The sequence below is a fragment of the Nesterenkonia lutea genome (genome assembly GCF_014873955.1).
GTDB classification, from domain to species: domain Bacteria; phylum Actinomycetota; class Actinomycetes; order Actinomycetales; family Micrococcaceae; genus Nesterenkonia; species Nesterenkonia lutea.
Window position 1 is genome coordinate 2,598,232 of sequence record NZ_JADBED010000001.1, and the last position, 22,871, is coordinate 2,621,102.

Below are 22,871 nucleotides of genomic sequence, written 5' to 3' on the forward strand. Positions count from 1 at the left end.
CATGAGCGAGAAAGAGACGCAGCTGACCGAGGCGGAGAGCCCGGAGCAGGCTCCGACGCCCGCAGAGCATACGGACAGCCCGCAGGACGCGGCGAACTCGACCGGTGCTGAGAGCGGCGAGCCGGCGGACAGCGCGCAGCCCGCGGAGCACACCGCGTCTGATGAGGACGCTCCCGCCGCCGATCTGGAGAGCACGCCTGAGACAGCTCCGACGGAAGGTGCCACCGACGAGGGTGACATCGCTGCGGACTACCTGGAGGAGCTCCTGGACATCGTGGACCTGGATGGCGACATCGACATCGAGGTCCGTGGCGGTCGCACCTATGTCTCGATCCTCACCGAAGAGGGCGGCGAGGAGCTGGATGACCTCGTGGGCACCAGCGGGGAGGTGCTTGATGCGCTTCAGGAGCTGACTCGCCTGGCCGTGCTCACCGCCACGGGCGATCGCACGCGCCTGGTCCTCGACATCGCCGGACATCGCGAACGTCGACAGGGAGAGCTGCAGAAGCTGACCGAGAGCGCGATCACCAAGGTGCAGGAGCGCGGCGAGGACGTCCACCTGGAGCCGATGAGCGCCTATGAGCGCAAGATCGTCCACGACTTCGTTGCCGACTCGGGTCTGGTCAGCGAGTCCGACGGCGAGGGCAAGCGCCGTCACGTGGTCATCTCACCGGCATGAGCGACACTCAGCACGACCACCAGACTCCCGCTCCCGAGGACGACGGTCAGGAGCAGATGTCGAGCGGGAAGTCCGCTGAGCATGCTCCTGATGCTGGGATGGCCGAGCCGACGCTGGAGACTGGGACGGTCGAACCCGCCCAGGAGGCTCCCGGGCTCACCGCCGGTGAGCTGCATGCAGCGCAGACCCTCTTCGGAGACCGCCTCGGACTCGCCGAGACCTATGTCAAGCACCTGTGCTCCACAGGCATCGACCATGGACTGCTCGGTCCTCGGGAAGTCCCCAGGATCTGGTCACGCCACGTGCTCAACTGCGCAGTGCTCGCCCCAGAGCTCACCGCCGGCACGACGGTCGCGGACGTGGGTTCTGGAGCCGGTCTTCCGGGACTTGCGCTCGCCATCGCGCGGCCTGATGTTGAGTTCATCCTGATCGAACCGATGGAGCGGCGCGTTGAATGGCTGAGCTCGGTGGTCCAGGACCTTCAGCTGGACAACGTGCAGCTGATCCGGGCGCGCGCGGAGGAGGTCACTGACGAGGTCATGGCCGATGTCGTCACTGCCCGCGCCGTGACAGCTCTGAAAAAGCTTTTGCCCCTTACAGTTCCGCTGTTGGACGACGACGGGGAGCTGCTCCTGCTCAAGGGCCGCAGCGTCCACGGCGAGATCGAGGCGGCATCGAAGTCCTTCAGTCGGCACAAGCTGCACAAGCCCACGGTGCAGCTTCTGGGTGAAGGGCTCCTGGAGGAGCCGAGCACCGTGGTGCGCTGCCGGCGCCGCTCCGCTCGAGCACGCTGAGCCGTCCAGCAGGATACGGACCACGGCGTTGAAGCCGCGGTCCAGCCTCCGGAGGGCGCAGCCGTGCCTGTGGCCTAGACTCATAGATGTGCCGGCGGTGCACCATCTCGAGGGTGCCCTGCGCGGGAGCGTGACCTGGACCAGTCGTGACGAAGGAAGTGTGGCCCGTGCAAGAGAACCCCGTTTCACGTGAAACCAGTGGTACGGCGAAGGCCGCCGATGCGGCCGCGAGCATGGCAGAAGGATCCTCGATCCTGGAATCCCTCGGCGCCTCCTCTCCCCTGGCCGCAGAACTCGCGGACGAGAACCGACGCCGCAAGAAGCTCGTCTCCACGGAGCTGAACCGCCCCGACCACACGCGAGCGATCACCGTCTCGAATCAGAAGGGCGGGGTCGGCAAGACCACCAGCACAGTCAACCTCTCTGCTGCACTTGCAGACCAGGGGTTCAATGTCCTGGTCATTGACATCGACCCGCAGGGCAACGCCTCGACGGCTTTGGGCATCGAGCACTCCGCAGACACCGATTCCATCTACGATGTGCTCATCGAAGACTTCGCGCTGGCGGACGTGGTGGCAGACTGCCCAGACATCCAGCGACTTCAGGTCGTTCCGGCGACCATCCATCTGGCCGGAGCTGAGATCGAGCTGGTCTCCCTGGTCGCGCGTGAACAGCGACTCCAGCGGGCTCTCGCCGAGTACTACCGGTACCGGGAGGAGAACGGTCTGGAGCGCCTGGACTTCGTGTTCATCGACTGCCCCCCGAGTCTAGGTCTCCTCACGGTCAATGCTTTCGTCGCGGCGCAGGAAGTTCTCATCCCCATCCAGTGTGAGTACTACGCACTCGAAGGTCTGAGTCAGCTGTTGAACAACATCGGGATGATCCAGAAGCACCTGAACCCGCCGCTGCGGGTGTCCACGATTCTGCTCACCATGTATGACGGGCGGACGAACCTCGCGTCTCAGGTGGCAGGCGAGGTGCGTGAGCACTTCCCCGAGTCGGTGCTCAAGTCGGTCATTCCGCGAAGCGTGCGGATCTCGGAAGCGCCCTCTTATCAGCAGTCGGTCATCAGCTACGACCGCTCCTCCACGGGTGCACTGGCCTACCTCGAGGCTGCTGCGGAACTCGTCCAGCGCTCCTGAACTTCCCGGCCTCCGCGCGGGTCGCGCGGGTCGCGCGGGGTCAGTGGCAGCGCGAACGTGGGCGAGGTGCGTGCGGCCGCTGCCCACGCGTGTTCTGCTGAGTTTCACGTGAAACGCAGCAAGTGACGCTACGCCCGCAGTGTGGATCGCGGGGCGTGATGGGGTGGGCTGGCGAGGCCAGGTTTCACGTGAAACGTCGGCGACCGCGTTGAGCCCATTGGCGGCCGGGAACAACGACCGCTGTCCGCGCTGGGCACGTCAAGATCCACGGCAGACCGGAGTCTGTTCTGTCGTGCGGTTCGACCAGGTCCCGCCTTGCCTTCCTTTCGGCGTTCTCAGCTCAGTTCTATGGCGATGAGGACGCTGTTTCACGTGAAACGCCGCTGCGCAGCACTGTTCTGGACTGATCGGTGAGGATTCCTCCGTAGAATAGGATCTACCGCGCCAAAGTTCACGCGGGTTGAGGCGAGAACTCTAGGAGGCTTCTGCATGGCGGAACGTAAACGGCGCGGGCTTGGACGAGGTCTGGGTGCCTTGATCAACAGCGATTCTCAGGACGCAGAGACAGAGGCAGAGCCAGGGGCTCTGGCGGAAGCCGATGTGCCTGAGGAAGCTGCCGACGCTGCGCCTGCCACGCAGGTTTCACGTGGAACATCTGGGCCCCGAGCTGCGGCCCCGCGTCCGATCGACGTGTTCTTCTCTGCGAAGTCTGACCTTGAGGGGCCGTATGTGGCCCGAGATTCTGCAGCGATTCCCCGCTCTGCCACGACCTCGCGTCGGGTCAGCCCGGGTCAGCGCGCTCCTATGCCGGACGTGTTGTCGCGAAGCAGCGCCAGACAGGCGGAATCTGAGAGCGTCACCTCCGATGGCAGCGCGAAGACGAGCGATCCCTCAGGTGCGGCAGAACCGCCAGCGAGGACGCCTGAAGGGGAACCACCGTCCGCCACGGCCCCCGAGGGCGCGTGGACTGGTTCCGTTTCACGTGAAACAGGCGGATCCGTGAATGGTGCGGAGTTCCGCTCGATTCCAGTGGACTCCATCGTGCCCAACCCTCGTCAGCCTCGCCAGGAGTTCGACGAGGAGCATATGGACGAGCTCATCCACTCCATCCGCGAGATCGGCATGCTGCAGCCCGTCGTCGTGCGCCCAGCGGGACCCGATCATTATGAATTGGTCATGGGCGAGCGCAGGTGGAGGGCATCGAAGGCCGCTGATCTGCAGACTGTCCCCGCGATCGTGCGGATGACCAAGGACGATGACCTCCTGCGTGACGCGCTCCTGGAGAACATCCACCGCTCCCAGTTGAATCCGCTGGAGGAGGCGGCGGCGTACCGACAGCTCCTGGATGACTTCAACTGCACCCAGGATGAGCTCGCCGAACGCATCGGGCGTTCGCGCCCGCAGATCAGCAATACGCTGCGGCTGATGAAGCTGCCTCCTGCTGTGCAGCGACGCGTTGCCGCTGGCGTGCTGTCCTCCGGACACGCACGGGCGCTGCTCGGTCTGAAGTCCACAGAGCAGATGGAGCAGCTCGCCGGACGCATCGTCGCGGAAGGTCTCTCGGTGCGCGCGACGGAAGAAGCCGTGACCTTGGCGCAGCGGAGTCAGGGGACGGAGGATCTGGGACGCGAGCGAGCGAAGAGCCCACGGGTCCGCCAGCTGGAGGAGTTCTCGGACGCCCTGACGGACCGGCTCGACACGCAGGTGAAGATCACCCTGGGTGCCAAGAAGGGACGCATCGCCATTGATTTCGGATCCATCGATGATCTGCATCGACTGATGGACATGATCGGCAGTCGCCCCTGAGGTTTCACGTGAAACAGGTCGGGCCCGGAACGAGAAATCGCTCCGGGCCCGACCTGTGCGCCCCAACAACTGGCGCTTTTGATGCCTACTGCAGCAGGTCAGCGAACTCCTGCTCCAGAACCTGCTTCGGCTTGGCGCCGATGGAGGACTGGACGTGCTCGCCGCCCTTGAAGGCGTACACGGCAGGAATAGAGGTGATGCCGAACTTCGCGGCGGTCCCGGGATTCTCATCCACGTTGACCTTCACCACCTCGATCTTCTCTGGGTTCTCAGCCGCGAGCTCTTCCAGGATCGGGGTCAGCATGCGGCAGGGACCGCACCATTCCGCCCAGAAGTCGACGAGAACCGGCTTGTCGGCCTGCAGGACATCCTGCTCGAAGGTTGCATCGGTGACATTCTTGAGATCTGACATATAGATCTCCTTCCTTAGAGGGGTACAGGTGAATTGAGGGTCGTCTCGGAGGGAACCTCCGCCGCATCGGTCGGGACGTTGTCGGCCAACCAGTGCTCGACATCCAGCGCGGCTACACAGCCTGAGCCTGCTGCTGTGATGGCCTGGCGGTACGTGGGATCGAGGACATCACCGGCGGCGAACACACCGGGGAGCGAGGTCCGTGAGCTTCGTCCGTCGACCCAGGCGGTGCCGTCTGCAGTGAGAGTCAGCTGGTCCTTGAAGAGGGCCGTCCGGGGGTCATGACCGATTGCCACGAACAGTCCTGTCACATCCAGGGCGGAGGGCTCTCCGGTGACGGTGTCACGCAGGATGAGGCGGCTGACCTTGCCCTCGCCCTGGACCTCGGTGACCTCGGTGTTCCAGACAAAGGTGATCTTCTCGTTGGCCTTGGCGCGGTCCACCATGATCTGGGAGGCACGGAGCTCCTCACGGCGGTGCAGCACGGTGACCTGAGAGGCGAACTTGGTCAGGAAGAGGGCCTCCTCCATGGCGGAGTCGCCGCCTCCGACCACGGCGATGTTCTGTTCACGGAAGAAGAACCCGTCACAGGTGGCGCACCAGCTGACGCCGTGCCCGGACAGCTCCTTCTCACCCGGGACGCCCAGCTCGCGGTAGGCCGAGCCAGTGGCCAGCACCACTGCCCTGGAATGCAGGACCTCGCCGGCGCCGGTGGTGATCTGCTTGATCGGGCGGTCCAGAATCAGTTCGGTGGCGTCCTCATGGCGGATGTCCGCACCGAAGCGGCGCGCCTGCTGCTCCATGTTCATCATGAGGTCGGGACCCATGATGCCTTCCGGGAATCCGGGGAAGTTCTCGACATCCGTGGTGTTCATCAGCTCTCCGCCTGCGGTGACGGAGCCGGTGAGTACGATGGGGTTCAGGTTCGCGCGAGCCATGTAGACGGCTGCGGTGTAGCCAGCCGGGCCGGAGCCGACGATGACCACGTCATGTACCTGGTCAGGGGTCTGTTCAGTCACAATCACATGTCCTTAGCAACGGTCGTGGTGTCTGGAATATTGAACATCATCGATGTTCAACCTATTCCTTCATCCGTCAGCCTACTGGAGCCATGCGTGTGTCCCCACTGGTGCCGAGGCGCCCTCGCGGCGGCTCTCAGTCCAGGCTGATCTCGGTCAGTTCTGCACTGAAGGGAAGATCGGCCTGATCCGGCGAATCCTGGGTGGGCAGCTCGGTGATGTTGATGATCACATAGGCGGCATCGGTCTCGCCGTCGAGCTCCACAGTGGTCTCGTTCCAGTTGAGGGTGCCCGTTCCGACCTGCTCGGCGCCCTCGAGACTGGCCGTGTCATTGGTCAGGACCTCGAAGCTGCCGCCCGAGGCACCGTCCGCCTGGTTGATCGTGACGCTGGAGACCTCGGCGGGCTCCTCCAGCTCCGCGACGAGGGCCACGCTGGAGCTGAATCCGCCGAAGTCCGCCGTGGCGAAGGACAGCGTCACCCAGGAGCTGGAGGTGTCGCCGTCGTAGAGGTTGGGCAGCTGGGGATCGCGGTCCGCGATGAGCTCCGGAGAGTCGGGCACGACCCTGCTGACCTCGGCGATGGCGGGCTCTGGACCGGCGTCCTCGGCGGGTGAGGATTCCTCGCTGGGCTCCTCCTCCTCGGACTCGGCCGGCTCCTCAGCGGGCTCGTCCTGCTGTGCGTCCTGCTGCTCGGAGTCCTCGGGGGCGGAGGCATCCTCGACCTCGCCTCCGCGCAGGCTGAGGAACATGATGACCGCAGCCACCACCAGCACGGCAGCGAGGGCCACGGCGAGGACCCAGCGGCGGGGGCCGGGCTTCTCATCCCGGAACTCAGCGTCTGCGTCTTCCTCTTCGAAGTGCGTCTGGCCCGGCGCGGCACGGTCCGCGTCGACGGCCGGCGGAGAGTCTCGAGCGGGGGCCGGCTGTGCGTCCTGCGGCCCTGGCGCTGAGCTCGGTGCCTGCAGGGCTGCTTCCTCCTCGATGCTCGGGACGGGACGGATCAGTCCGGTGAAGGACAGGGCGTCCCTGAGTCGAGCCGGTGCGCCTGGCGGCGGGGTGGCTCCGGCGCCAGGGGAGGGCAGGACGGGGGGCAGGTCGTAGTCGTCCACCGGTCCATCCGGAGGATTGTCCACGACCTCCTCACCGTCGGCCAGCCGGGCCTCATCGTCATGACTGTCACGATGTTCGCTGCTGTCCTCGACCTCGCTGCCCTCGGCTTGCGAGTCACTGGCCTCGGCGGGGCCGGTGCCCAGGGGCGCATCATCCGCGGCGCGGCGTGCACCTGCAGCGGCACCGGTGGCGATTCCTGCACCAGCGGTCCGCGTGGATGCCGCACCTGCAGCGCCCGTTCCGCCGGTGCTGCGCCCGTCAGCCTCGGCGTCGAGGAGCGCAGAGAAGTCCTCTTCGGTGTCACCCGCGGGATCGGCTGAACGCACCTCCATGTCGCTGCGCAGGAAGGACGCTGCCCCGGCGCGGGCCTGTTCTTCCTGCTCGGCGGCCATGGCGAGCGCGGCGGCGTCGTTCTCGGAGTTCAGGCGGCGGTTCAGCGAGTCGGAGACCTTGTCGAGAAAAGCCGGTCGGCGGCGGCGGAAGCGGCGCGCGGGGTCCTCCGGGCGTTCAGCCTCCCCATGCAGGGCAGCGTAGTACTCGTCGTCGTCGTCATAGGTCTCCGGCTCCATCACGCGGGACTGGCCGAAGAGCTCGGAGCCGAGGGAGTCGGTGAAGAAGGGCTCCACGTACGGGGCGGAGTCGGGGACCACGAGGTCGAGAAGGTGGTTGGGGTCCACCAGGGAGGAGATCAGATAGGTCCGCTCCTCGGCGAGTCCGAGGTCGAGGACCTGGACGTCGGAGTCCCGGGCACCGATGGCGAGCTCCCGTGCGGAGGTTGCGACCTGCTTGGCGTTGGACCGGGAGGCCAGCAGGATGCTGACGTCGCGGTCGAGGACCTCGTCACTGGCCTGAAAGACGATGTCCTGATCGGCAGAGGTCACCACATGGTGGGTGATGCGGTATCGCCCTCCAACAACATCGCCGACGCCGAAAGGCTGGGCCACAAGTCCTCCTGGGTCCGGGAAACTTCCTGTCCGCTCATGGGAAGCGGCCAGGAACACATCAGGGGCAAGCCTACCGGGCGAGCCTGGACAATGCAGGGAGCCGGCGGGCCAGCGGCGCGATCGCCGCAGTGAACTCCTCGACCTTGAGCCAGCGCAGCATCAGCACGAACACCACGGCCATGACCACGCCGACGACGGCGCAGCTGGCCACCGCGGTGAAGATCGACTCCCAGGCGAAGCCCCAGGAGTAGCCGCCCAGCAGCCACAGCGTCCCGGCCCCGGCGGCCCCCGCCACTGCCGCACAGGCGCCGGAGCGCAGGTATGCGCTCAGCACGGAGGCGAAGTCGTAGCCTCCCCAGCGGCGGACCACCAGCAGATGACAGATCAGGTACTGCAGCACATGCAGGGCGGAGAACAGTCCGATGACGAGATAGGCGATGTTCTCCCCGTCGACGACGGTGGCCAGGCCATAGGCGGTGGTGAGACCCACGGCCGCGATGATCGCGTAGATCAGCATCGGTGTCTTGGCGTCCTCTGCCGAGTAGAACACGCGCATCAGATAGAAGCTGGCGGAGCGGAAGGGCATGCCCAGCGCGAGCAGCACGAGCAGCTGACCGATGGCCGCGCCCGCAAGGTTCGCGTCCGCCGCCGCACCGCCGAAGATTCGACCCAGCGGGCCCGCCAGGACCAGCACCGCCACCATGGAGAACATCACCGGTATGGCGAAGATCCGCAGTCCCTCGTTGATGATCTCCCGGGACCGGCCATAGCGTCTGAGGTCCATGGCGCGGGCCAGCTGGTTGAACAGCACCGTGGCGATGGAGAGCACGAAGACCGAATGCGGGAGGATCGCGATCAGCTCGGCGACGTTGGCCGCATACTCTCCCGGCACGGCGGCGCCCAGCTCCCCCATGTCCGCACGCGTCGCCGTCGCCCCGGAGATCAGCCGCATATAGGCGAGGTTGGCGAGGTTGCCGATCAGCATCGTGACCAGGGTCCACCCGGCGATCTTCCCAGTGGAGGCCAGCCCCATGCCCTTGAGGCCGAACTTCGGGCGCAGGCGCAGCCCCAGCCGAGACAGCGGCCACAGCAGCAGCGCAGCCTGGGCGATGATCCCGACCGTGTGCCCGGCCGCCAGCCAGATGGTCTGCTGGGCGGTCCATTCGGTGAGCTGGTCATCGCTGGCGGCGTACTGCCCGAAGGTGATGATGAAGCTGAGGATCACACCGATGGCGATCACATTGTTGAGCACCGGGGCCCACATGTACCAGCCGAATCGGGCGTTGGCGTTGAGCACCTGACCGGTGACCGCATAGAGCCCGTAGAAGAAGATCTGCGGCAGCGTCCAGATGGCGAAGGCGGTGCCCAGGGCGAGCATGGGCTCGGTCCAGCCGCGGGTCAGCGTGACCATGATCGGGTAGGCCGCCAGCGTGAGCAGAACGGTGAACACCGCCAGCACGGCGGCGGTCAGGGTCAGCAGCCGCGAGGTGTAGTCCGCGCCGCGATCCGGACGGCGGGCGGCCTTGATCAGCTGCGGGACCAGGACCACGTTGAACATGCCGCCGGCGAGCAGCAGGTAGAGGACATTGGGGACCGTGTTGGACTTCTCGAAGATGTCGGCCACCAGCGTGGTGGAGCCGATGGCCACGGCCAGCAGTGCGGTGCGCACGAACCCGAGCACTCGGGAGACCAGGGTTCCCGCGGCCATGACGGCGCTGGCACGGGCCATGCCCTTGGCCGGGAGGTGTCCCTGAGCTGCGGCGGGTTCCCCCTCAGGCGGGGGCGGCGGGCCGGTCTCGGTCTGTGGGGAAGTAGCTGTCATCGTCAGTGGACTATAGCCCAGTCACCGGGGACCCGCCCTGCCGCGAACCGGCACGGTGCGCCTGACCCGCATCACTCGGCTGGAGCGTCCGGCTCAGCTGGTCTGCACGGCTCAGCTGGAGTGCCCGGGTCAGTTGGACTGCACGGTCTCATCGATGACCTGGCGGGCGAGCGTGATGATGCGTCGCTCGTTGGGGAAGGAGAGGGTGCGGTCGAGTTCGTCCATGTTGACCCAGGCCACGTCCACGGCTTCATGGTCGGGATCGTTCTCGATGCTCAGCTGCCCGCCCACCGCCTCCATCAGATAGTGGTGCACAGTCTTGTGCACCCGGTGCGTGGGCACGGTGAACCAGTATTCGATGCTGCCCAGCGAGGTCAGGATGGCACCTTCGACGCCGGTCTCCTCCGCGACCTCTCGGAGCGCAGCCTGTTCGTGCGTCTCGGCGCCCTCCGGGTGTCCTTTGGGCAGGCACCATTCCAACCTGCCGCCGCGGTTGTACCGGGCGATGATCGCGACGTCGAAACCAGTGGCAGCGGGCCGGATGATGACCCCGCCGGCGCTGACCTCCTCCACGGTGGGGAGGCTCCCCTGCTGGCGGGAGGACTGCCGGTTCGGCATGCGACGGGCGCCCATTGACACTGTCAATGGGGTGCGCCGTTCACCACCGCTCTCCGGTCTGTTCATACAGAACACTCTAATGGCCGTGCAGGTCTGAACACGGCGAGCCCGTGCTGTGGGCATATGGGACACTGTTTTCGCTATGCCTTACCTCCCCTCTGGTTTCCCCGACGGCGCCTGGCTGCCGGACGTCGTCGTCGATCTCGGCAGACTCTTCGCCGCGCGCGGCTTCGAGCTCTCCCTGGTGGGGGGTCCCGTACGGGATCTCTTCCTCGGGCGGACATCCCCGGACCTGGACTTCACCACCGATGCCAGTCCGGATCAGATCATCGCCACGGTCTCTGGGTGGGCCGAGGCACACTGGGACATCGGTCGGGATTTCGGCACCATCGGCCTGCGCAAGGGCGGGGACACCATCGAGGTGACCACCTATCGGGCCGAGGCGTATGACGCGACCTCGCGCAAGCCGCAGGTCAATTTCGGGACGGATCTGGGCGAGGACCTCGTGCGTCGCGACTTCACCGTCAACGCGATGGCGCTGAAGCTGCCCAGCTTCGAGCTGGTGGACCCGCACGGGGGCGTGAAGGACCTGCACCTGCGGCTGCTGCGCACCCCGGCCACGCCTGAGGAGTCTTTCTCTGATGATCCGCTGCGCATGATGCGCGCAGCGAGGTTCGTCTCCCAGCTGCGCATGGAGGTCGCACCCGAGGTGCGAGTGGCCATGACCGAGATGGCCCGGCGTGTGGAGATCGTCTCCGCAGAGCGCGTCCGCGAGGAGCTGGTGAAGCTCATCTGCGGCGCCGATCCCAGTGCCGGGATCGACCTGCTGGTGGAGTCGGGACTGGCGGAGATCATGCTCCCCGAGGTCCCCGCGCTCAAGCTCACCGATGATGAGCACCACCGGCACAAGGATGTCTATCAGCACTCGCTGAAGGTGCTGGAGCAGGCATGTTCGCTGGAGACCGACGCCGAGGGCCCGGTGCCCGGACCGGACTTCGTGCTGCGTTTCGCGGCGCTGATGCACGACGTCGGCAAGCCCAAGACCCGCCGCTTCGAACCGGGCGGGGCAGTCAGCTTCCGGCACCACGACGTCGTGGGCGCCAAGCAGACCCGCCGACGCATGCAGGCGCTGAGGTTCGACAAGGCGACCATCTCTGCGGTCTGCCTGCTGGTGGAGCTGCACATGCGCTTCTACGGCTACGGCGATCAGGGATGGAGCGACTCCGCGGTGCGACGCTACGTCACCGATGCCGGAGACCAGCTTCAGCGGCTGCATCGGCTGACGCGGTCGGATGTGACCACGCGAAACCGCAAGAAGGCTGCCCGACTGGACCATGCCTATGACGACCTCGAAGCACGCATCGCCGAGCTCGCCGAGCGTGAACAGCTGGAGCGGATACGGCCGCACCTGGACGGGGAGCAGATCATGTCCGTGCTGGGGATCCCTCCCGGCCCCGAGGTCGGACGGGCCTATAAGTTCCTGCTCGAGCACCGGATGGAGCACGGGCCCGTGCCCGAGGAGCAGGCGGTGCAGATCCTCAGGGAATGGGCCGTGACCCAGCCCTAGAGGACTCCGGGGAGCGGTCCTGGAGCTTCACCTGCGCGGCTGAGCGTCTGACCGGGTCCCGGGCCGGATGCAGGATGTCCAGCACCACCTGCACCATCAGGTAGCCCGTCGCTCCGATGTGACCGAGCACGGCGGCCACGTAGAGCACGGAGTCGAAGGAATGCTGCGGATCCTGCTCGCCCGCAAGGCTGGCCAGGTACATCCAGACGGCCCAGAAGTGGAGCACCTCGAACCCCTGCCAGATCAGGGCGTCCCTGATGCGCGGGGCCGCCAGCGCGATGAGCGGGACCAGCCAGATCATGAACTGCGGCGAATAGACCTTGTTGACCAGCAGGAACGCCGCCACGATCAGGAAGAGCAGCTGCACCATGCGTGGGGGCTTCGGCGCCAGCAGCCCCAGGACCAGGATCCCTGCGCAGCTGGCGGCGAAGAGCACAAAGGACCAGACCGAGATGGTCTCCGCGGCCAGGCCCGTGCCGCCGCTGCGCTCGGCGATCACCTGCCAGATGTGCCAGGGGGAGGAATACCCGGCCCCGCGTTCAGCCGAGAGCTCGAAGAACTGTGCCCAGGAGCTGAAGCTCAGGATCATCGCCGGGACATTGAGCACCAGCCAGCTCGCCAGGGCGCCGAGCAGGGTGCGCAGGAAGACCGCCATGGAGAGCCCGGAGTCCCGGCGCAGCACCAGCACGAGCACGGCCCCGAGCATGAACAGCGGGAACAGCTTGAAGGAGACCCCGACGCCGATCATCAGCCCCGCGCTCAGATGGGCCCCGCGCTGGAAGGCGAGCACCGCCAGTGCGAGCGCGGCCACCGCCCAGATGTCCCAGTTGATGCCGATGCCGAAGATGATGGCCGGTGACGCGGCGACGATCGCGGCGTCCCAGGGGCGAGCTCCGGCGGCCTTCATCACCGTCAGCACCAGAACCAGCCACACCAGGGCGGCGGCGGCGAAGCTGAGGTCCCAGTAGAGCAGCGAGGCGCGACCCTCCTCCCAGAGGATCCCCTCGAGGAGCTCGAGTCCCAGCAGGAACTGGGTCAGCGCCGCCGCAAGTGCGGCCACGACGCTGGTGAGCACCGGATACTCGAAGTACCCGGGAGCGATCAGCGGACTGAAGGGCTCCTCAGCGAGTCCGCGCTGGCTGTAGAGGGCGCTGATGTCGGAATAGCAGCCCGCGTGAAAGACCTCCACCCCGCCCCAGCCGTTGATCCGGCAGTACTGGCTGGTCAGCGCCGAGAGCAGGATGGCCAGCACGGCGAGTCCGAGCAGCACCTGGGTCGGCCGCCAGCGTGGCCGCAGTCGCCGGCCCGCCGGTCCGCCGAAGCGGTCCGAGAGGTGCCGCAGCAGCGGATCATCCCGGCTGGCCGCGACCGGGAACCTGTCCTTCGGAGCTGGAGTCATCGGCTCAACGATAACCCTCGGGCGGGTGGCCGGGGCTCGTGATGGCTATAGGCTTCTCGATCAGGGACACACCATGACCGGGGTCACCTTCACCGGATGCTGTGTCGTGACCGTTGAGCACGAGAACCACAAGGAGAACAAGTTGGCAGCAAAACCTATCCGTGTCGCCGTCGTCGGCGTCGGAAACTGCGCGGCATCCCTCGTCCAGGGTGTGGAGTACTACAAGGACGCACCGGATGATCAGAAGGTCCCCGGGCTGATGCACGTGCGCTTCGGCGATTATCACGTCTCGGACGTGCAGGTCGTGGCCGCCTTCGACGTGGATGCCAAGAAGGTGGGCCTGGACCTGGCCGAGGCCATCTCCGCCTCGGAGAACAACACCATCAAGATCGCCGACGTGCCGGAGACCGGCGTCACCGTCCAGCGCGGCCCGACCCTGGACGGGCTCGGCAAGTACTACCGCGAGACCATCGAAGAATCTGCGGCCGAGCCGGTGGACGTGGTGGCCGCGCTGAAGCAGGCGCAGGTCGAAGTGCTCGTCTGTTACCTGCCGGTGGGCTCGGAGGACGCGGCGCGCTTCTACGCACAGGCCGCGATCGATGCCGGCGTGGCGTTCGTGAACGCGCTTCCGGTGTTCATCGCAGGCACTCCGGAGTGGGCGGATAAGTTCACCGCCGCCGGGGTGCCGATCGTCGGTGATGACATCAAGTCGCAGATCGGTGCCACCATCACCCACCGCGAGCTGGCGCATCTCTTCGAGGATCGAGGGGTCCATCTGGACCGCACGTACCAGCTCAACGTGGGCGGGAACATGGACTTCAAGAACATGCTCGAGCGCGACCGGCTGGAGTCGAAGAAGACCTCCAAGACCCAGGCCGTCACCTCGAACACTTCGGCGAAGCTGGCCGCTCGCGATGTGCACATCGGCCCCAGCGACTACATCCAGTGGCTCGATGATCGAAAGTGGGCCTTCATCCGGTTGGAGGGCCGCAACTTCGGGGACGCCCCGGTGTCCATCGAGCTCAAGCTGGAGGTCTGGGATTCACCGAACTCGGCGGGCGTGATCATCGACGCCGTCCGCGCGGCGAGGATCGGTCTGGACCGCGGCATCGGCGGTCCGCTGCTCTCGGCGTCGAGCTACTTCATGAAGTCCCCGCCGGAACAGTTCCACGACGACATCGCCCACGAGAAGGTCGAGGCCTTCATCCGAGGCGAAGTCGACCGCTGACCCACCCCCTCTCCCATCCTTCCCCGCGTTTTACCGGGGTCTACGTGGTCTACCGTGGTTCCCGCAGCACTGGTAAACCCCGCAAGACCCGGTAAAACGCTGGGGAGAGGACAAGGTCGACGACCCCGTGACCCGGTTCGCGCGGCACCGTCGGCACGCCACCCCGGAGGCGAACGCTCAGCCGCGCCGCCGATGCGGGTGATCGGCGGTGTAGGCGGCGAAGATCTCATCCAGCCCTTCGCCGGAGACGAAGCCAGGACTGAGCACGGTGCTCAGCTGCGTCAGCATCGTGCGCAACTTCGCAGCCCCCATCCGGACCTCGAGCGCCGGCGAGGCCTGGGCGGCTCGCTGCAGCGTCAGGGCATAGGGCAGATGGTGGGAGAAGGACAGCTCTGCGTCGGTCACCTGGAAGTAGTAGGTCTCGCTGTGCTGGTCCAGATCGACGCAGATCTGCGAGATCTGTTCGGAGATCCGATCAAGCTCAGCGAGGACCGCCCAGGGTTGCAGCTGCGGGAGCTTCTCCGCATACTCCGCCTCGGCCAGCGCCTTGAGCGTCAACGCCGAAGCACGACGACGAAACAGCGGCGGATAGACCTGGACGAACCAGGTGAGCGCGCCCGTGAGCAGCGCGAAGCCGGTCAGACCCTGGATCGGGGCCGCGAGCCGCAGCGCGGGCTCCACCGCGACCGCGTCGCCGAAGCCCAGCGTCGCCAGCGTCACCAGCGAGATGTAGAGCGCCTCCGCGAACCTCGCGTAGTCCGCAGGGCTGATGCCGTCGGAGTAGAGGAAGCCCGTCGGGACATGGGGGTAGTAGATCAGGGCCCATCCGACTCCCTGGATCAGCACCCAGAACATGATGACGGCGACCATGGTGGCCGGTCCCAGAGCGATGCCGAATCGATGGCCGGTGGCGCGGGAAGCTTTCCACACCAGCCCGAACACGAGGCCGCTCAGCGGACCCTGCCCCCGGGGGTGGAGCAGCTGGTGGAACATGTCCCACAGTCCGAACAGGATCACCACGATCCCCGCGATCACCAGCACGATCTCCACAGCCACACTCCGCTCTCGATGTCTTCCTCCCGACCCTACCGCCAAGCGTTTTACCGGCGCTTGCGTGCTCTACCGGCGTGACGGTGGGCCCGGTATTCCACGGAGGGCCCGGTAAAACGAGGAGGAGGCGGGCGGGGAAGTCCCGTAATTTGGAGGGATGCAGAGACTTCACGCCGTGGACGCGCTGCGGGCCCTCGCGCTGCTCGGGATCCTGGCCGTCAACATCTGGTACTTCGCCTTCCCCGAGAATCTGACCGGCGCCGGCGGGGCCCGCTCCGCCGGGCTGACCTCGGAGACCGTCGGGCAGGGGGCCGGGGCGCTCGCCGATCACTGGGTGGTCTTCGCCGTCACCGCCATCTTCGAGGGCAAGTCCTATGTGATCTTCTCCTTCCTCTTCGGGCTCTCCTTCGTGCTGCAGTGGGGCTCCGCGCACCGTGCCGGCGCCAGTGAAGTCACCCGCTCGGTCCGCCGCTTCATCGGGCTGATCATCCTGGGACTGCTGCATGGGATCTTCCTGTTCGTCGGAGACATCCTGCTCGCCTATGCGCTGCTCGGCTTCGCGCTGCTGGGTCTGCGCCGGATCCGGGCGCGCACCGCCCTGCTCCTCGCCGCCGGGCTCTGGGTCGCCGTCGCGCTGGCGATCCTCGGTCTGGGCATGCTCACCCTGGTGCTGGAGTCCTCAATGACGATGGGCGAGGGCGGGGGAGCCATGGACGTCTCCATGCTGACCGGTTCGGTGCAGGAGGCCCGAGATGCCTACACCGGGGGACTCGGCAGCTATCTGATCTTCCAGCTCAGCGCCTATGTCCTGGTGGCGCCGTCCACGCTGATCGTCCAGGGGCCGGTTGCCCTGGCGGCCTTCCTGCTCGGACTGGTGCTGGGCCGCGGCCGGGTCCTGGAGCGCATCATCAGCGGCGAGGCCACGACGGCGCGGCTGCTCTGGCTGATGATCCCCACTCTGGCGGTGGGGGGAGCGCTGAGCCTGACCGCCGCCTGGCTGACCTGGGGCGCCCCGTGGGCGCCGGAGGATTCCGGAGGGCCGGCAGGCGGCGGGATCGGCCTGGAGACGCTCAGCGCGGGGCTGATCTTCCTTGCGGGGCCCCTTCAGGCCACCGGCTATGTGGTCGGAGCCCTGCTGATCCTGCGTCACCGGAGGTTCGGCTGGCTCGTGCGGGCCCTTGCTCCGGCGGGTCGGATGTCGCTGAGCAATTATCTGGGCCAGTCCCTGGTGCTTGCCGTGATGTTCTCCGCGCTCGGGTCCCCGGTGGGCCTGGGTCTGGCAGGAGAGCTGAGTGCGAGCCAGGTGGGTCTCGTCGTCGTCGTGCTGTGGGCGGTGCAGCTGACCCTGTCGCAGCTGTGGCTGCGCCGCTTCGCGCGCGGGCCGGTGGAGATCCCACTGCGGGCGTGGACCTATGCCGATCCGAAGGCGCAGAATCATCCTTCAGCGTGATGTGCCCTCCTGAAGACGGACCTAATCTTGAGCCATGATCACAGCGAGCGGCCTGCGCAAGGCCTACGGGGCGACCACCGCGGTGGACGGCATCAGCTTCTCGCTGGCTCCCGGCAAGGTCACCGGCTTCCTGGGCCCCAACGGGGCGGGAAAGTCCACCACGATGCGCATGGCCATGGGCCTGGATCGGCCCACCGCCGGCAGCATCACCATCAACGGCAAGGCGTTCGCCGAACACCGGGCACCGCTGCGCGAGGTCGGAGCCGTGCTCGATGCGGGAGCCGCCCATCCGGGCTGGACCGGACATCAGCAGCTGCGCATCCTCGCCGCCACCCATGACATCAGCACCGCGCGGGTGGACGAGGTCATCGAGATGACCGGACTCACCTCCGTGGCGGACAAACGGATCAGGGGCTACTCCCTGGGGATGAGTCAGCGGCTGGGCATCGCCGCCGCGCTGCTGGGCGATCCCGGGGTGCTGATCTTCGACGAGCCCATCAACGGCCTGGATCCGGAGGGGGTGCGCTGGGTGCGACAGCTGGTGCGCCGACTGGCGGGTCAGGGACGCACCGTCTTCATCTCCTCCCACCTGATGTCCGAGATGGCGCAGACTGCCGACCACCTGATCGTGCTCGGCCGCGGCCGCATCATCGCTGATCAGCCGGTGGGAGACTTCCTCGACGCCGCCGGGGAGACGCGGGTGCTGGTGCGCACGGAGAGCTCCCAGGAGCTCATGAACGCCCTGGCCGGGCCGGAGATCACGCTGGTCTGCCAGGACGCCGAGACCTTCGAGGTGCGCGGCCTGGATGCCCGCACGATCGGTCGGCGGGCGCTGGAGAGCGGCGTGGTGGTCCATGAGCTCACACCGCTGCATTCCTCGCTGGAGGACTCTTACCTCAAACTCACCGGGGACTACGTCGAACACCGTTCCGGAGGACTCGCATGAATGCCGACGTCTCGCACGCCATCGGGGCCCCTGGGCCGACCGCCGCCCCGAGCGTGGTCTCCGGCGAGGTGACCTTCGCTCGGGCACTGCGCGCCGAGTGGCTGAAGCTGACCGCGCTGCGGCTGAACTGGTGGCTGTGCGCCGCCGCGGTGGCCCTGCTGATCCTCACGCTGATCGCCACGGTGCTCAGCACTCGATTCCTGATCGCCGACGCCTCGGTGAGCGGCGGTGACGCCCAGCTGACCGGGTTCAGCCTGTTCGAGAACGTCTTCTCGATCTTCACCCTGGTCACCATCCTGATGGGCGCGCTCGCGGCGGTGTCCATCACCACGGAGCACACCTCCGGGTCCATCCGCTCCTCGCTGGCGGCGGTCCCGAACCGGACCATGTTCTACTTCGCGAAGCTGCTCGCGGTGCTGGGCTTCATCGGTGCGCTGACCGCCGCGCTGGTGGTGCTCAGCTCAGTCGTCCTGCTGCCGCTCAGCGGCTTCTATGACGTGCTGCCGGAGCTGCTCGGGTTCGAGATCTGGTGGCTGGTGTTCAGCAGCTGGGCCGCAGTGGTGGTGACCTCGGCGATCGGCTTCGGTCTGGGCGCGCTGCTGCGCAGCACCGCCGGGGCGGTGGTCACCTACTGTCTGCTGCTCTTCAGCGGACCCATCGCGCTGGGCCTGCTGCTTGCGCTCAGCGGCGGGGCTGCGTGGGTCACCGACCTGATGCGCTTCGAGATCTTCGCCCTGCAGCGTCAGTTCAGCGCCGGGTCAGCGTCCATGAGCACAGACCTTCCGGTCCCGGTGGCCGGGCTGCTGCTGCTGGTCTGGGCCGCGGTCGCGCTGGTGCCGGGCTGGCTGGTCTTCATCCGGCGGGATGCCTGAGCCCGATGCTCCACGCCTGCCGGTTCCGCACCGGGGCACTGCCCGGCTCGGTACAGTCGAGGCTGTGAACACCCAGGTCGCACCCGAATCCCCCGCCGGAGCATCGGTGCCCGCGGGTTTCGAGGAGCTCGGGATCGTGCGGCGCCGGGGCGTGCGCGGCTGGTTCCGCCGGCACCCGAGGTGCATGAACGCCGTCGTCATCGGGGTCTATGTGCTGCTGACCCTGTGGACCTATCCCTATGCCTTCTACGACCTGGGCGACGGGGCCTGGTGGCTGCTGATCGGCTACGGAGCCATCGCCGTCGCGCTGGCCTTCCGTCGGACCCATCCCATCGCCGTGCTGGCGATGATTGCGCTGGCCGAAACCTTCCTGCTGCTGCTCTACCCCTGGCACGGCTCCCAGATGATCGGACTCTGCTTCGCCGCCTACGCGGTGGCGCGCCACCGCGGGCTCCTGGTGGGTCTGGTCACCGCGCTGCCGGCCTGCGTGCTCGGCTACCTGACCTTCCTGCGCAACGATCTGTGGACCGCCCGGCATGGACGCAGCTGGTGGATGGAGAACTACTACGACCCCATGGGGCTCAGCGAGTTCGAATCCCAGGGCATCGTTGCCGTGACCATGTTCTTCGTGGTGGGCATCTCCGCTGGCATCGGCGCAGCCGTGCGCCGCGGGCGCAGCCACGAGCAGGAGGTGCTGGAATGGGCCCGGCGCACCCAGCAGTACGCCCAGGTGGCCGAGCGGAACCGGATCGCTCGGGAGATGCATGACGTGATCGCCCATTCACTCTCGGTGATGATCTCCCTGGCCGACGGCGCGCGCATCGTGGCCCGGAAGGATCCCCAGCGCGCCGGAGCGGTCCTGGAAGAGCTCTCCGACACCGGCCGCACCGCACTGGGCGACATGCGCCGGGTGATCGGTGTGCTGCGCGAGGGACAGGACGTGGGGGCCGCGCGGCGACCCGTCGCAGAGTCTCTGGAGGATCTCTCCGAGGGCTTCCGGCAGGCGGGCCTGCCGCTGACAGTGAGCCTGACCGGCCCGCAGCTGCCCGAGGACGCCGCCTTCGGACTCACTGTTCACCGGATCATCCAGGAGTCACTGACCAATGTGCTGCGCTACGGCCGTCAGGTCACCGAGGTGACGGTGAGCATCGAGCACCGGCCCGGACCGGATGCCGAAGAGGCACGGAGTCTGCGTGCGCAGGGACTCAGCCCCACAGATCAGGCTGCCCTGGGAATGCCTGCGGCCGGGCAGGTGGTGCTCACCATCACCGACGACGGCGTGCACCCGGCCCATGGTGAGCGCCGGGAGTCCGTGGGCAGCGGACAGGGAATCCACGGCATGGAGGAGCGGGCCGCGTTCTACAACGGCTCGGTCTACGCAGGTCCGGCATCCCGCCGGGGCTGGATGGTGCGGGCGGTCCTTGAACCGCCACAGAAGGGATGATCAGATGAACCAGATCAACGATGACGAGGCGGCCGACGAAGCGGCCGATGACGCGGGCTCCGCCGCCGAGCCGACGGGGCCTGAAGAGGCCGGCGGCCGGGCACCACTGAAGGTGATGCTCGTCGATGACCAGCATCTGCTGCGGATGGGGTTCCGGCTGATCCTCGAGGGGGAAGACGATCTCCAGGTCGTCGCCGAAGCCGCCGATGGCGTGGAGGCGCTGGAGACGCTGAGCGGGCTTCCCGCCGAAAGGCGCCCGGATGTGGTGCTCATGGACGTCCGAATGCCGCGGATGGATGGGATCGAGGCCACCACGAAGGTGGTGGCGCAGTTCCCGCAGACCCGGGTGATCATCCTGACCACCTTCGACCTGGACGAATATGCGTTCTCGGGTCTGCAGGCAGGAGCCAGCGCCTTCCTGCTCAAGGACGTGACCCCCGAGGATCTCGTCCATGCGGTGCGGGTGGTGGCTGAGGGCGACGCCGTGGTGGCTCCCCGGATCACCCAGCGCCTGCTGGAGGTGTATCTGCGCGGTGCCGGCGCAGCCCCGGCCGCCGCCGTTCCCGCCGCACTGGACGCCTCAGGACGCCGTCAGGGAACTCGTCCCGGTGCACGGGCGGACCGGGATTCCCGCGACGATGGTCTCCTGCGCGGGGAGGCCGAGCGTCGGACGCAGCCACGAGCTGTGCCCACCGGTGAGCAGATCGCTGCGGCCATGGATGACGGGGTCCCGCGGGAGCCGCTGACCGCGCGTGAGACGGAGGTGCTCTTCGCGGTGGCCGAGGGACTCTCCAACGCCGAGATCGCGGCCAGGTTCTTCCTCTCCGAAGCCACGGTGAAGACTCACGTGCGACGGATCCTGACCAAGCTGCAGCTGCGCGACCGGGTCCAGGTCGTGGTCTATGTCTTCCAGACCGGGCTGATCAGCCCCTCCTGAGGCGCGCCGGGCCTGGGACTCAGCGGTAGAGCTGAGCTCCCCCACGCCGAGCGGCGCGCTCCTGCTCCTGAAGGTGCTGATCGTGGTCCCGCAGTCCATTGCGCACGCCCGCGCGGATGACGGCATGCAGCATGAAAGCGACCACCGCCAGCACGAGGAACAGGAGCAGGAGGTTGACCACGAGACCGGTCCACATCATCGACATGGACACACGCTAGCAAAGCCCCCGATTAGGATGACCGGCATGACGACTCGGGAGCACATCGCAGACCTGGCGGAGTATGTCACCGCCTCGCCCTCCTCCTACCACGCGGCTGCAGTCGCCGCAGAGCGCCTGGTGGAGGCCGGATTCACCCAGCTGGGCGAGCACGAGGACTGGCCGATCGAACCAGGACGCTATGTGGTGCTGCGCGACGGCGCGGTCCTGGGCTGGGTGGTGCCCGACGCCGCGGGACCGACCACCCCCGTCCGGATTCTCGGGGCGCATACGGACTCCCCGGGGTTCAAGCTCAAGCCCAAGTCCACACTGATCCGGCAGGGCTGGCTGCAGGCCGGCGTCGAGATCTACGGCGGACCGCTGCTGAACTCGTGGCTGGACCGCGAGCTTCGTCTGGCCGGGAGGCTGGTCACCCGCGACGGCGCCACACACCTGGTGGCCACCGGACCGGTGGCCCGCATCCCCCAGCTGGCCATCCACCTGGATCGACAGGTCAATGAGGGACTGACCCTGAGTCGACAGGCACATACCGCGCCGGTGCTCGGGCTCGCCGGCTCCTCCGAGCAGGCGGCCGCCGCCGACGTGCTCGCCGTGCTTGCCTCCTCGGCGGGAGTGGACCCCGAGGACGTGGACGGCTACGACGTCGTCCTCGCCGATGCGCAGGCGCCTGGAACCTTCGGAGTCGAGCAGGAGTTCCTGGCCTCGGGCAGGCTGGACAATCTCTCCTCCGTGCACGCCGGGCTGAGCGCGCTGGAGGCGACGGCAGATCAGGCCGCAGCGGGACAGGTCATTCCGATGCTCGCCGCCTTCGACCATGAGGAGCTCGGGTCCGCCTCGCGCTCCGGAGCAGCCGGTCCCTTCCTGGAGGAGGTGCTGGGCAGGATCTACGAGGGTCTGGGCCATGCTGCCGGACAGTCCGCCTGCACGCTCTCCCAGCGAGCTCAGGCGCTCGCCGGCTCCTGGCACCTCTCCTGCGATGCCGGGCACGCTGTGCACCCGAACTACTCCGAGCGGCACGATCCGGCGAACCGGCCCCTTCCCAACGGCGGGCCGCTGCTGAAGATCAACGCCAACCAGCGCTACACCACCGATGCGCCCGGCGCTGCCATGTGGGCCAAGGTCTGCCGGGACGCCGGGGTGCCCACTCAGGAGTTCGTCTCGAACAACGATCTCCCCTGCGGGTCCACCATCGGGCCGATCACCGCGACTCGACTGGGAATCCGCACGGCAGACGTGGGGATCGCGCTGCTGTCGATGCATTCGGCGCGGGAGATGTGCGGGGTGGATGATCTCGGGCACCTGCGTGACGCGGTGGCCAGCTTCTTCACCACCGAGCTGAGCCGCTGAACCGAACAGCTGAGGCTGAGCTGCTGAGGCTGGACAGCCGAACCGCTGCGATTCGATGAGACCCCG

General features: G+C 67.1%; 20 protein-coding genes. 12 read left to right on the forward strand and 8 right to left on the reverse strand.

Annotated features, from left to right (window positions below; all coding sequences use genetic code 11):
* Position 1: 1 nt before the first annotated feature.
* The 4 genes from H4W27_RS11855 (at position 2) to H4W27_RS11870 (ending at position 4,421) form a co-directional block, all read left to right on the forward strand.
* Positions 2 to 679 carry a Jag family protein gene (locus H4W27_RS11855; RefSeq protein WP_318782344.1) on the forward strand — a complete coding sequence of 226 codons (678 nt, stop codon included), beginning with the start codon at positions 2 to 4 and terminating at the stop codon, positions 677 to 679.
* A 98-nt stretch (positions 680 to 777) separates the two neighbouring features.
* Positions 778 to 1,473, forward strand: coding sequence for a 16S rRNA (guanine(527)-N(7))-methyltransferase RsmG (rsmG, locus tag H4W27_RS11860; RefSeq protein ID WP_192596592.1), 696 nt, complete (start codon positions 778 to 780; stop codon positions 1,471 to 1,473).
* Positions 1,474 to 1,706: 233 nt separating this feature from the next.
* Entirely contained in the window at positions 1,707 to 2,615 is a 909-nt protein-coding gene (locus tag H4W27_RS11865; protein ID WP_192596111.1) for a ParA family protein, read from the forward strand.
* 489 nt (positions 2,616 to 3,104) lie between these two features.
* Positions 3,105 to 4,421 (forward strand): ParB/RepB/Spo0J family partition protein, encoded by a 1,317-nt coding sequence (locus H4W27_RS11870; RefSeq protein WP_192596112.1) that lies wholly within the window; start codon positions 3,105 to 3,107, stop codon positions 4,419 to 4,421.
* A gap of 85 nt (positions 4,422 to 4,506) precedes the next feature.
* On the opposite strand, the gene trxA is transcribed toward H4W27_RS11870, so the two are convergent.
* The 5 genes from trxA to H4W27_RS11895 all read right to left on the reverse strand — a co-directional run bounded on the left by trxA (position 4,507) and on the right by H4W27_RS11895 (position 10,363).
* Positions 4,507 to 4,833, reverse strand: coding sequence for a thioredoxin (trxA, locus tag H4W27_RS11875; RefSeq protein WP_192596113.1), 327 nt, complete (start codon positions 4,831 to 4,833; stop codon positions 4,507 to 4,509).
* Between the two features lie 14 nt (positions 4,834 to 4,847).
* The gene (gene trxB, locus H4W27_RS11880) at positions 4,848 to 5,858 is read right to left on the reverse strand and encodes a thioredoxin-disulfide reductase (RefSeq protein WP_404821855.1); all 1,011 of its coding nucleotides are present in this window, start codon (positions 5,856 to 5,858) and stop codon (positions 4,848 to 4,850) included.
* Positions 5,859 to 5,988: 130 nt separating this feature from the next.
* Positions 5,989 to 7,908, reverse strand: coding sequence for a hypothetical protein (locus tag H4W27_RS11885; RefSeq protein WP_192596115.1), 1,920 nt, complete (start codon positions 7,906 to 7,908; stop codon positions 5,989 to 5,991).
* A 70-nt stretch (positions 7,909 to 7,978) separates the two neighbouring features.
* Positions 7,979 to 9,730, reverse strand: a complete 1,752-nt coding sequence (gene murJ / locus H4W27_RS11890) for a murein biosynthesis integral membrane protein MurJ (protein ID WP_225939107.1) — start codon at positions 9,728 to 9,730, stop codon at positions 7,979 to 7,981.
* Positions 9,731 to 9,859: 129 nt separating this feature from the next.
* Complete coding sequence (locus H4W27_RS11895; protein WP_225939108.1) at positions 9,860 to 10,363, reverse strand: NUDIX hydrolase; 504 nt, start codon at positions 10,361 to 10,363, stop codon at positions 9,860 to 9,862.
* A 127-nt stretch (positions 10,364 to 10,490) separates the two neighbouring features.
* Here H4W27_RS11895 and H4W27_RS11900 point away from each other — a divergent pair, with 127 nt between their 5' ends.
* Complete coding sequence (locus tag H4W27_RS11900; RefSeq protein ID WP_192596117.1) at positions 10,491 to 11,915, forward strand: CCA tRNA nucleotidyltransferase; 1,425 nt, start codon at positions 10,491 to 10,493, stop codon at positions 11,913 to 11,915.
* On the opposite strand, the gene H4W27_RS11905 is transcribed toward H4W27_RS11900, so the two are convergent.
* Positions 11,887 to 13,314: a glycosyltransferase family 87 protein gene (locus H4W27_RS11905; RefSeq protein ID WP_192596118.1), complete on the reverse strand. Its 1,428-nt coding sequence runs from the start codon at positions 13,312 to 13,314 to the stop codon at positions 11,887 to 11,889. The two genes, H4W27_RS11900 and H4W27_RS11905, sit on opposite strands and share 29 nt — an antisense overlap.
* Positions 13,315 to 13,456: 142 nt before the next feature.
* On the opposite strand from H4W27_RS11905, the gene H4W27_RS11910 reads away from it, so the two are divergent.
* Positions 13,457 to 14,542: an inositol-3-phosphate synthase gene (locus H4W27_RS11910; protein WP_192596119.1), complete on the forward strand. Its 1,086-nt coding sequence runs from the start codon at positions 13,457 to 13,459 to the stop codon at positions 14,540 to 14,542.
* A 177-nt stretch (positions 14,543 to 14,719) separates the two neighbouring features.
* Here H4W27_RS11910 and H4W27_RS11915 read toward each other — a convergent pair whose 3' ends face one another.
* On the reverse strand, positions 14,720 to 15,598 hold the full coding sequence (locus H4W27_RS11915) for a potassium channel family protein (protein WP_318782346.1): 879 nt from the start codon (positions 15,596 to 15,598) through the stop codon (positions 14,720 to 14,722).
* Between the two features lie 151 nt (positions 15,599 to 15,749).
* On the opposite strand from H4W27_RS11915, the gene H4W27_RS11920 reads away from it, so the two are divergent.
* The 5 genes from H4W27_RS11920 (at position 15,750) to H4W27_RS11940 (ending at position 21,241) form a co-directional block, all read left to right on the forward strand.
* Entirely contained in the window at positions 15,750 to 17,042 is a 1,293-nt protein-coding gene (locus H4W27_RS11920) for a DUF418 domain-containing protein (protein WP_192596120.1), read from the forward strand.
* 34 nt (positions 17,043 to 17,076) lie between these two features.
* Complete coding sequence (locus H4W27_RS11925) at positions 17,077 to 17,988, forward strand: ABC transporter ATP-binding protein (RefSeq protein ID WP_192596121.1); 912 nt, start codon at positions 17,077 to 17,079, stop codon at positions 17,986 to 17,988.
* Entirely contained in the window at positions 17,985 to 18,860 is an 876-nt protein-coding gene (locus tag H4W27_RS11930; protein WP_192596122.1) for an ABC transporter permease, read from the forward strand. The genes H4W27_RS11925 and H4W27_RS11930 overlap by 4 nt, the downstream gene beginning before the upstream one ends.
* Positions 18,861 to 18,924: 64 nt before the next feature.
* Positions 18,925 to 20,304, forward strand: coding sequence for a sensor histidine kinase (locus tag H4W27_RS13895; RefSeq protein WP_192596123.1), 1,380 nt, complete (start codon positions 18,925 to 18,927; stop codon positions 20,302 to 20,304).
* A 115-nt stretch (positions 20,305 to 20,419) separates the two neighbouring features.
* Positions 20,420 to 21,241 carry a response regulator transcription factor gene (locus H4W27_RS11940; RefSeq protein ID WP_192596595.1) on the forward strand — a complete coding sequence of 274 codons (822 nt, stop codon included), beginning with the start codon at positions 20,420 to 20,422 and terminating at the stop codon, positions 21,239 to 21,241.
* A gap of 19 nt (positions 21,242 to 21,260) precedes the next feature.
* On the opposite strand, the gene H4W27_RS11945 is transcribed toward H4W27_RS11940, so the two are convergent.
* Positions 21,261 to 21,446, reverse strand: a complete 186-nt coding sequence (locus H4W27_RS11945) for a hypothetical protein (RefSeq protein WP_192596124.1) — start codon at positions 21,444 to 21,446, stop codon at positions 21,261 to 21,263.
* Between the two features lie 39 nt (positions 21,447 to 21,485).
* Here H4W27_RS11945 and H4W27_RS11950 point away from each other — a divergent pair, with 39 nt between their 5' ends.
* Positions 21,486 to 22,805, forward strand: a complete 1,320-nt coding sequence (locus tag H4W27_RS11950; RefSeq protein ID WP_225939109.1) for a M18 family aminopeptidase — start codon at positions 21,486 to 21,488, stop codon at positions 22,803 to 22,805.
* Positions 22,806 to 22,871: the final 66 nt, after the last annotated feature.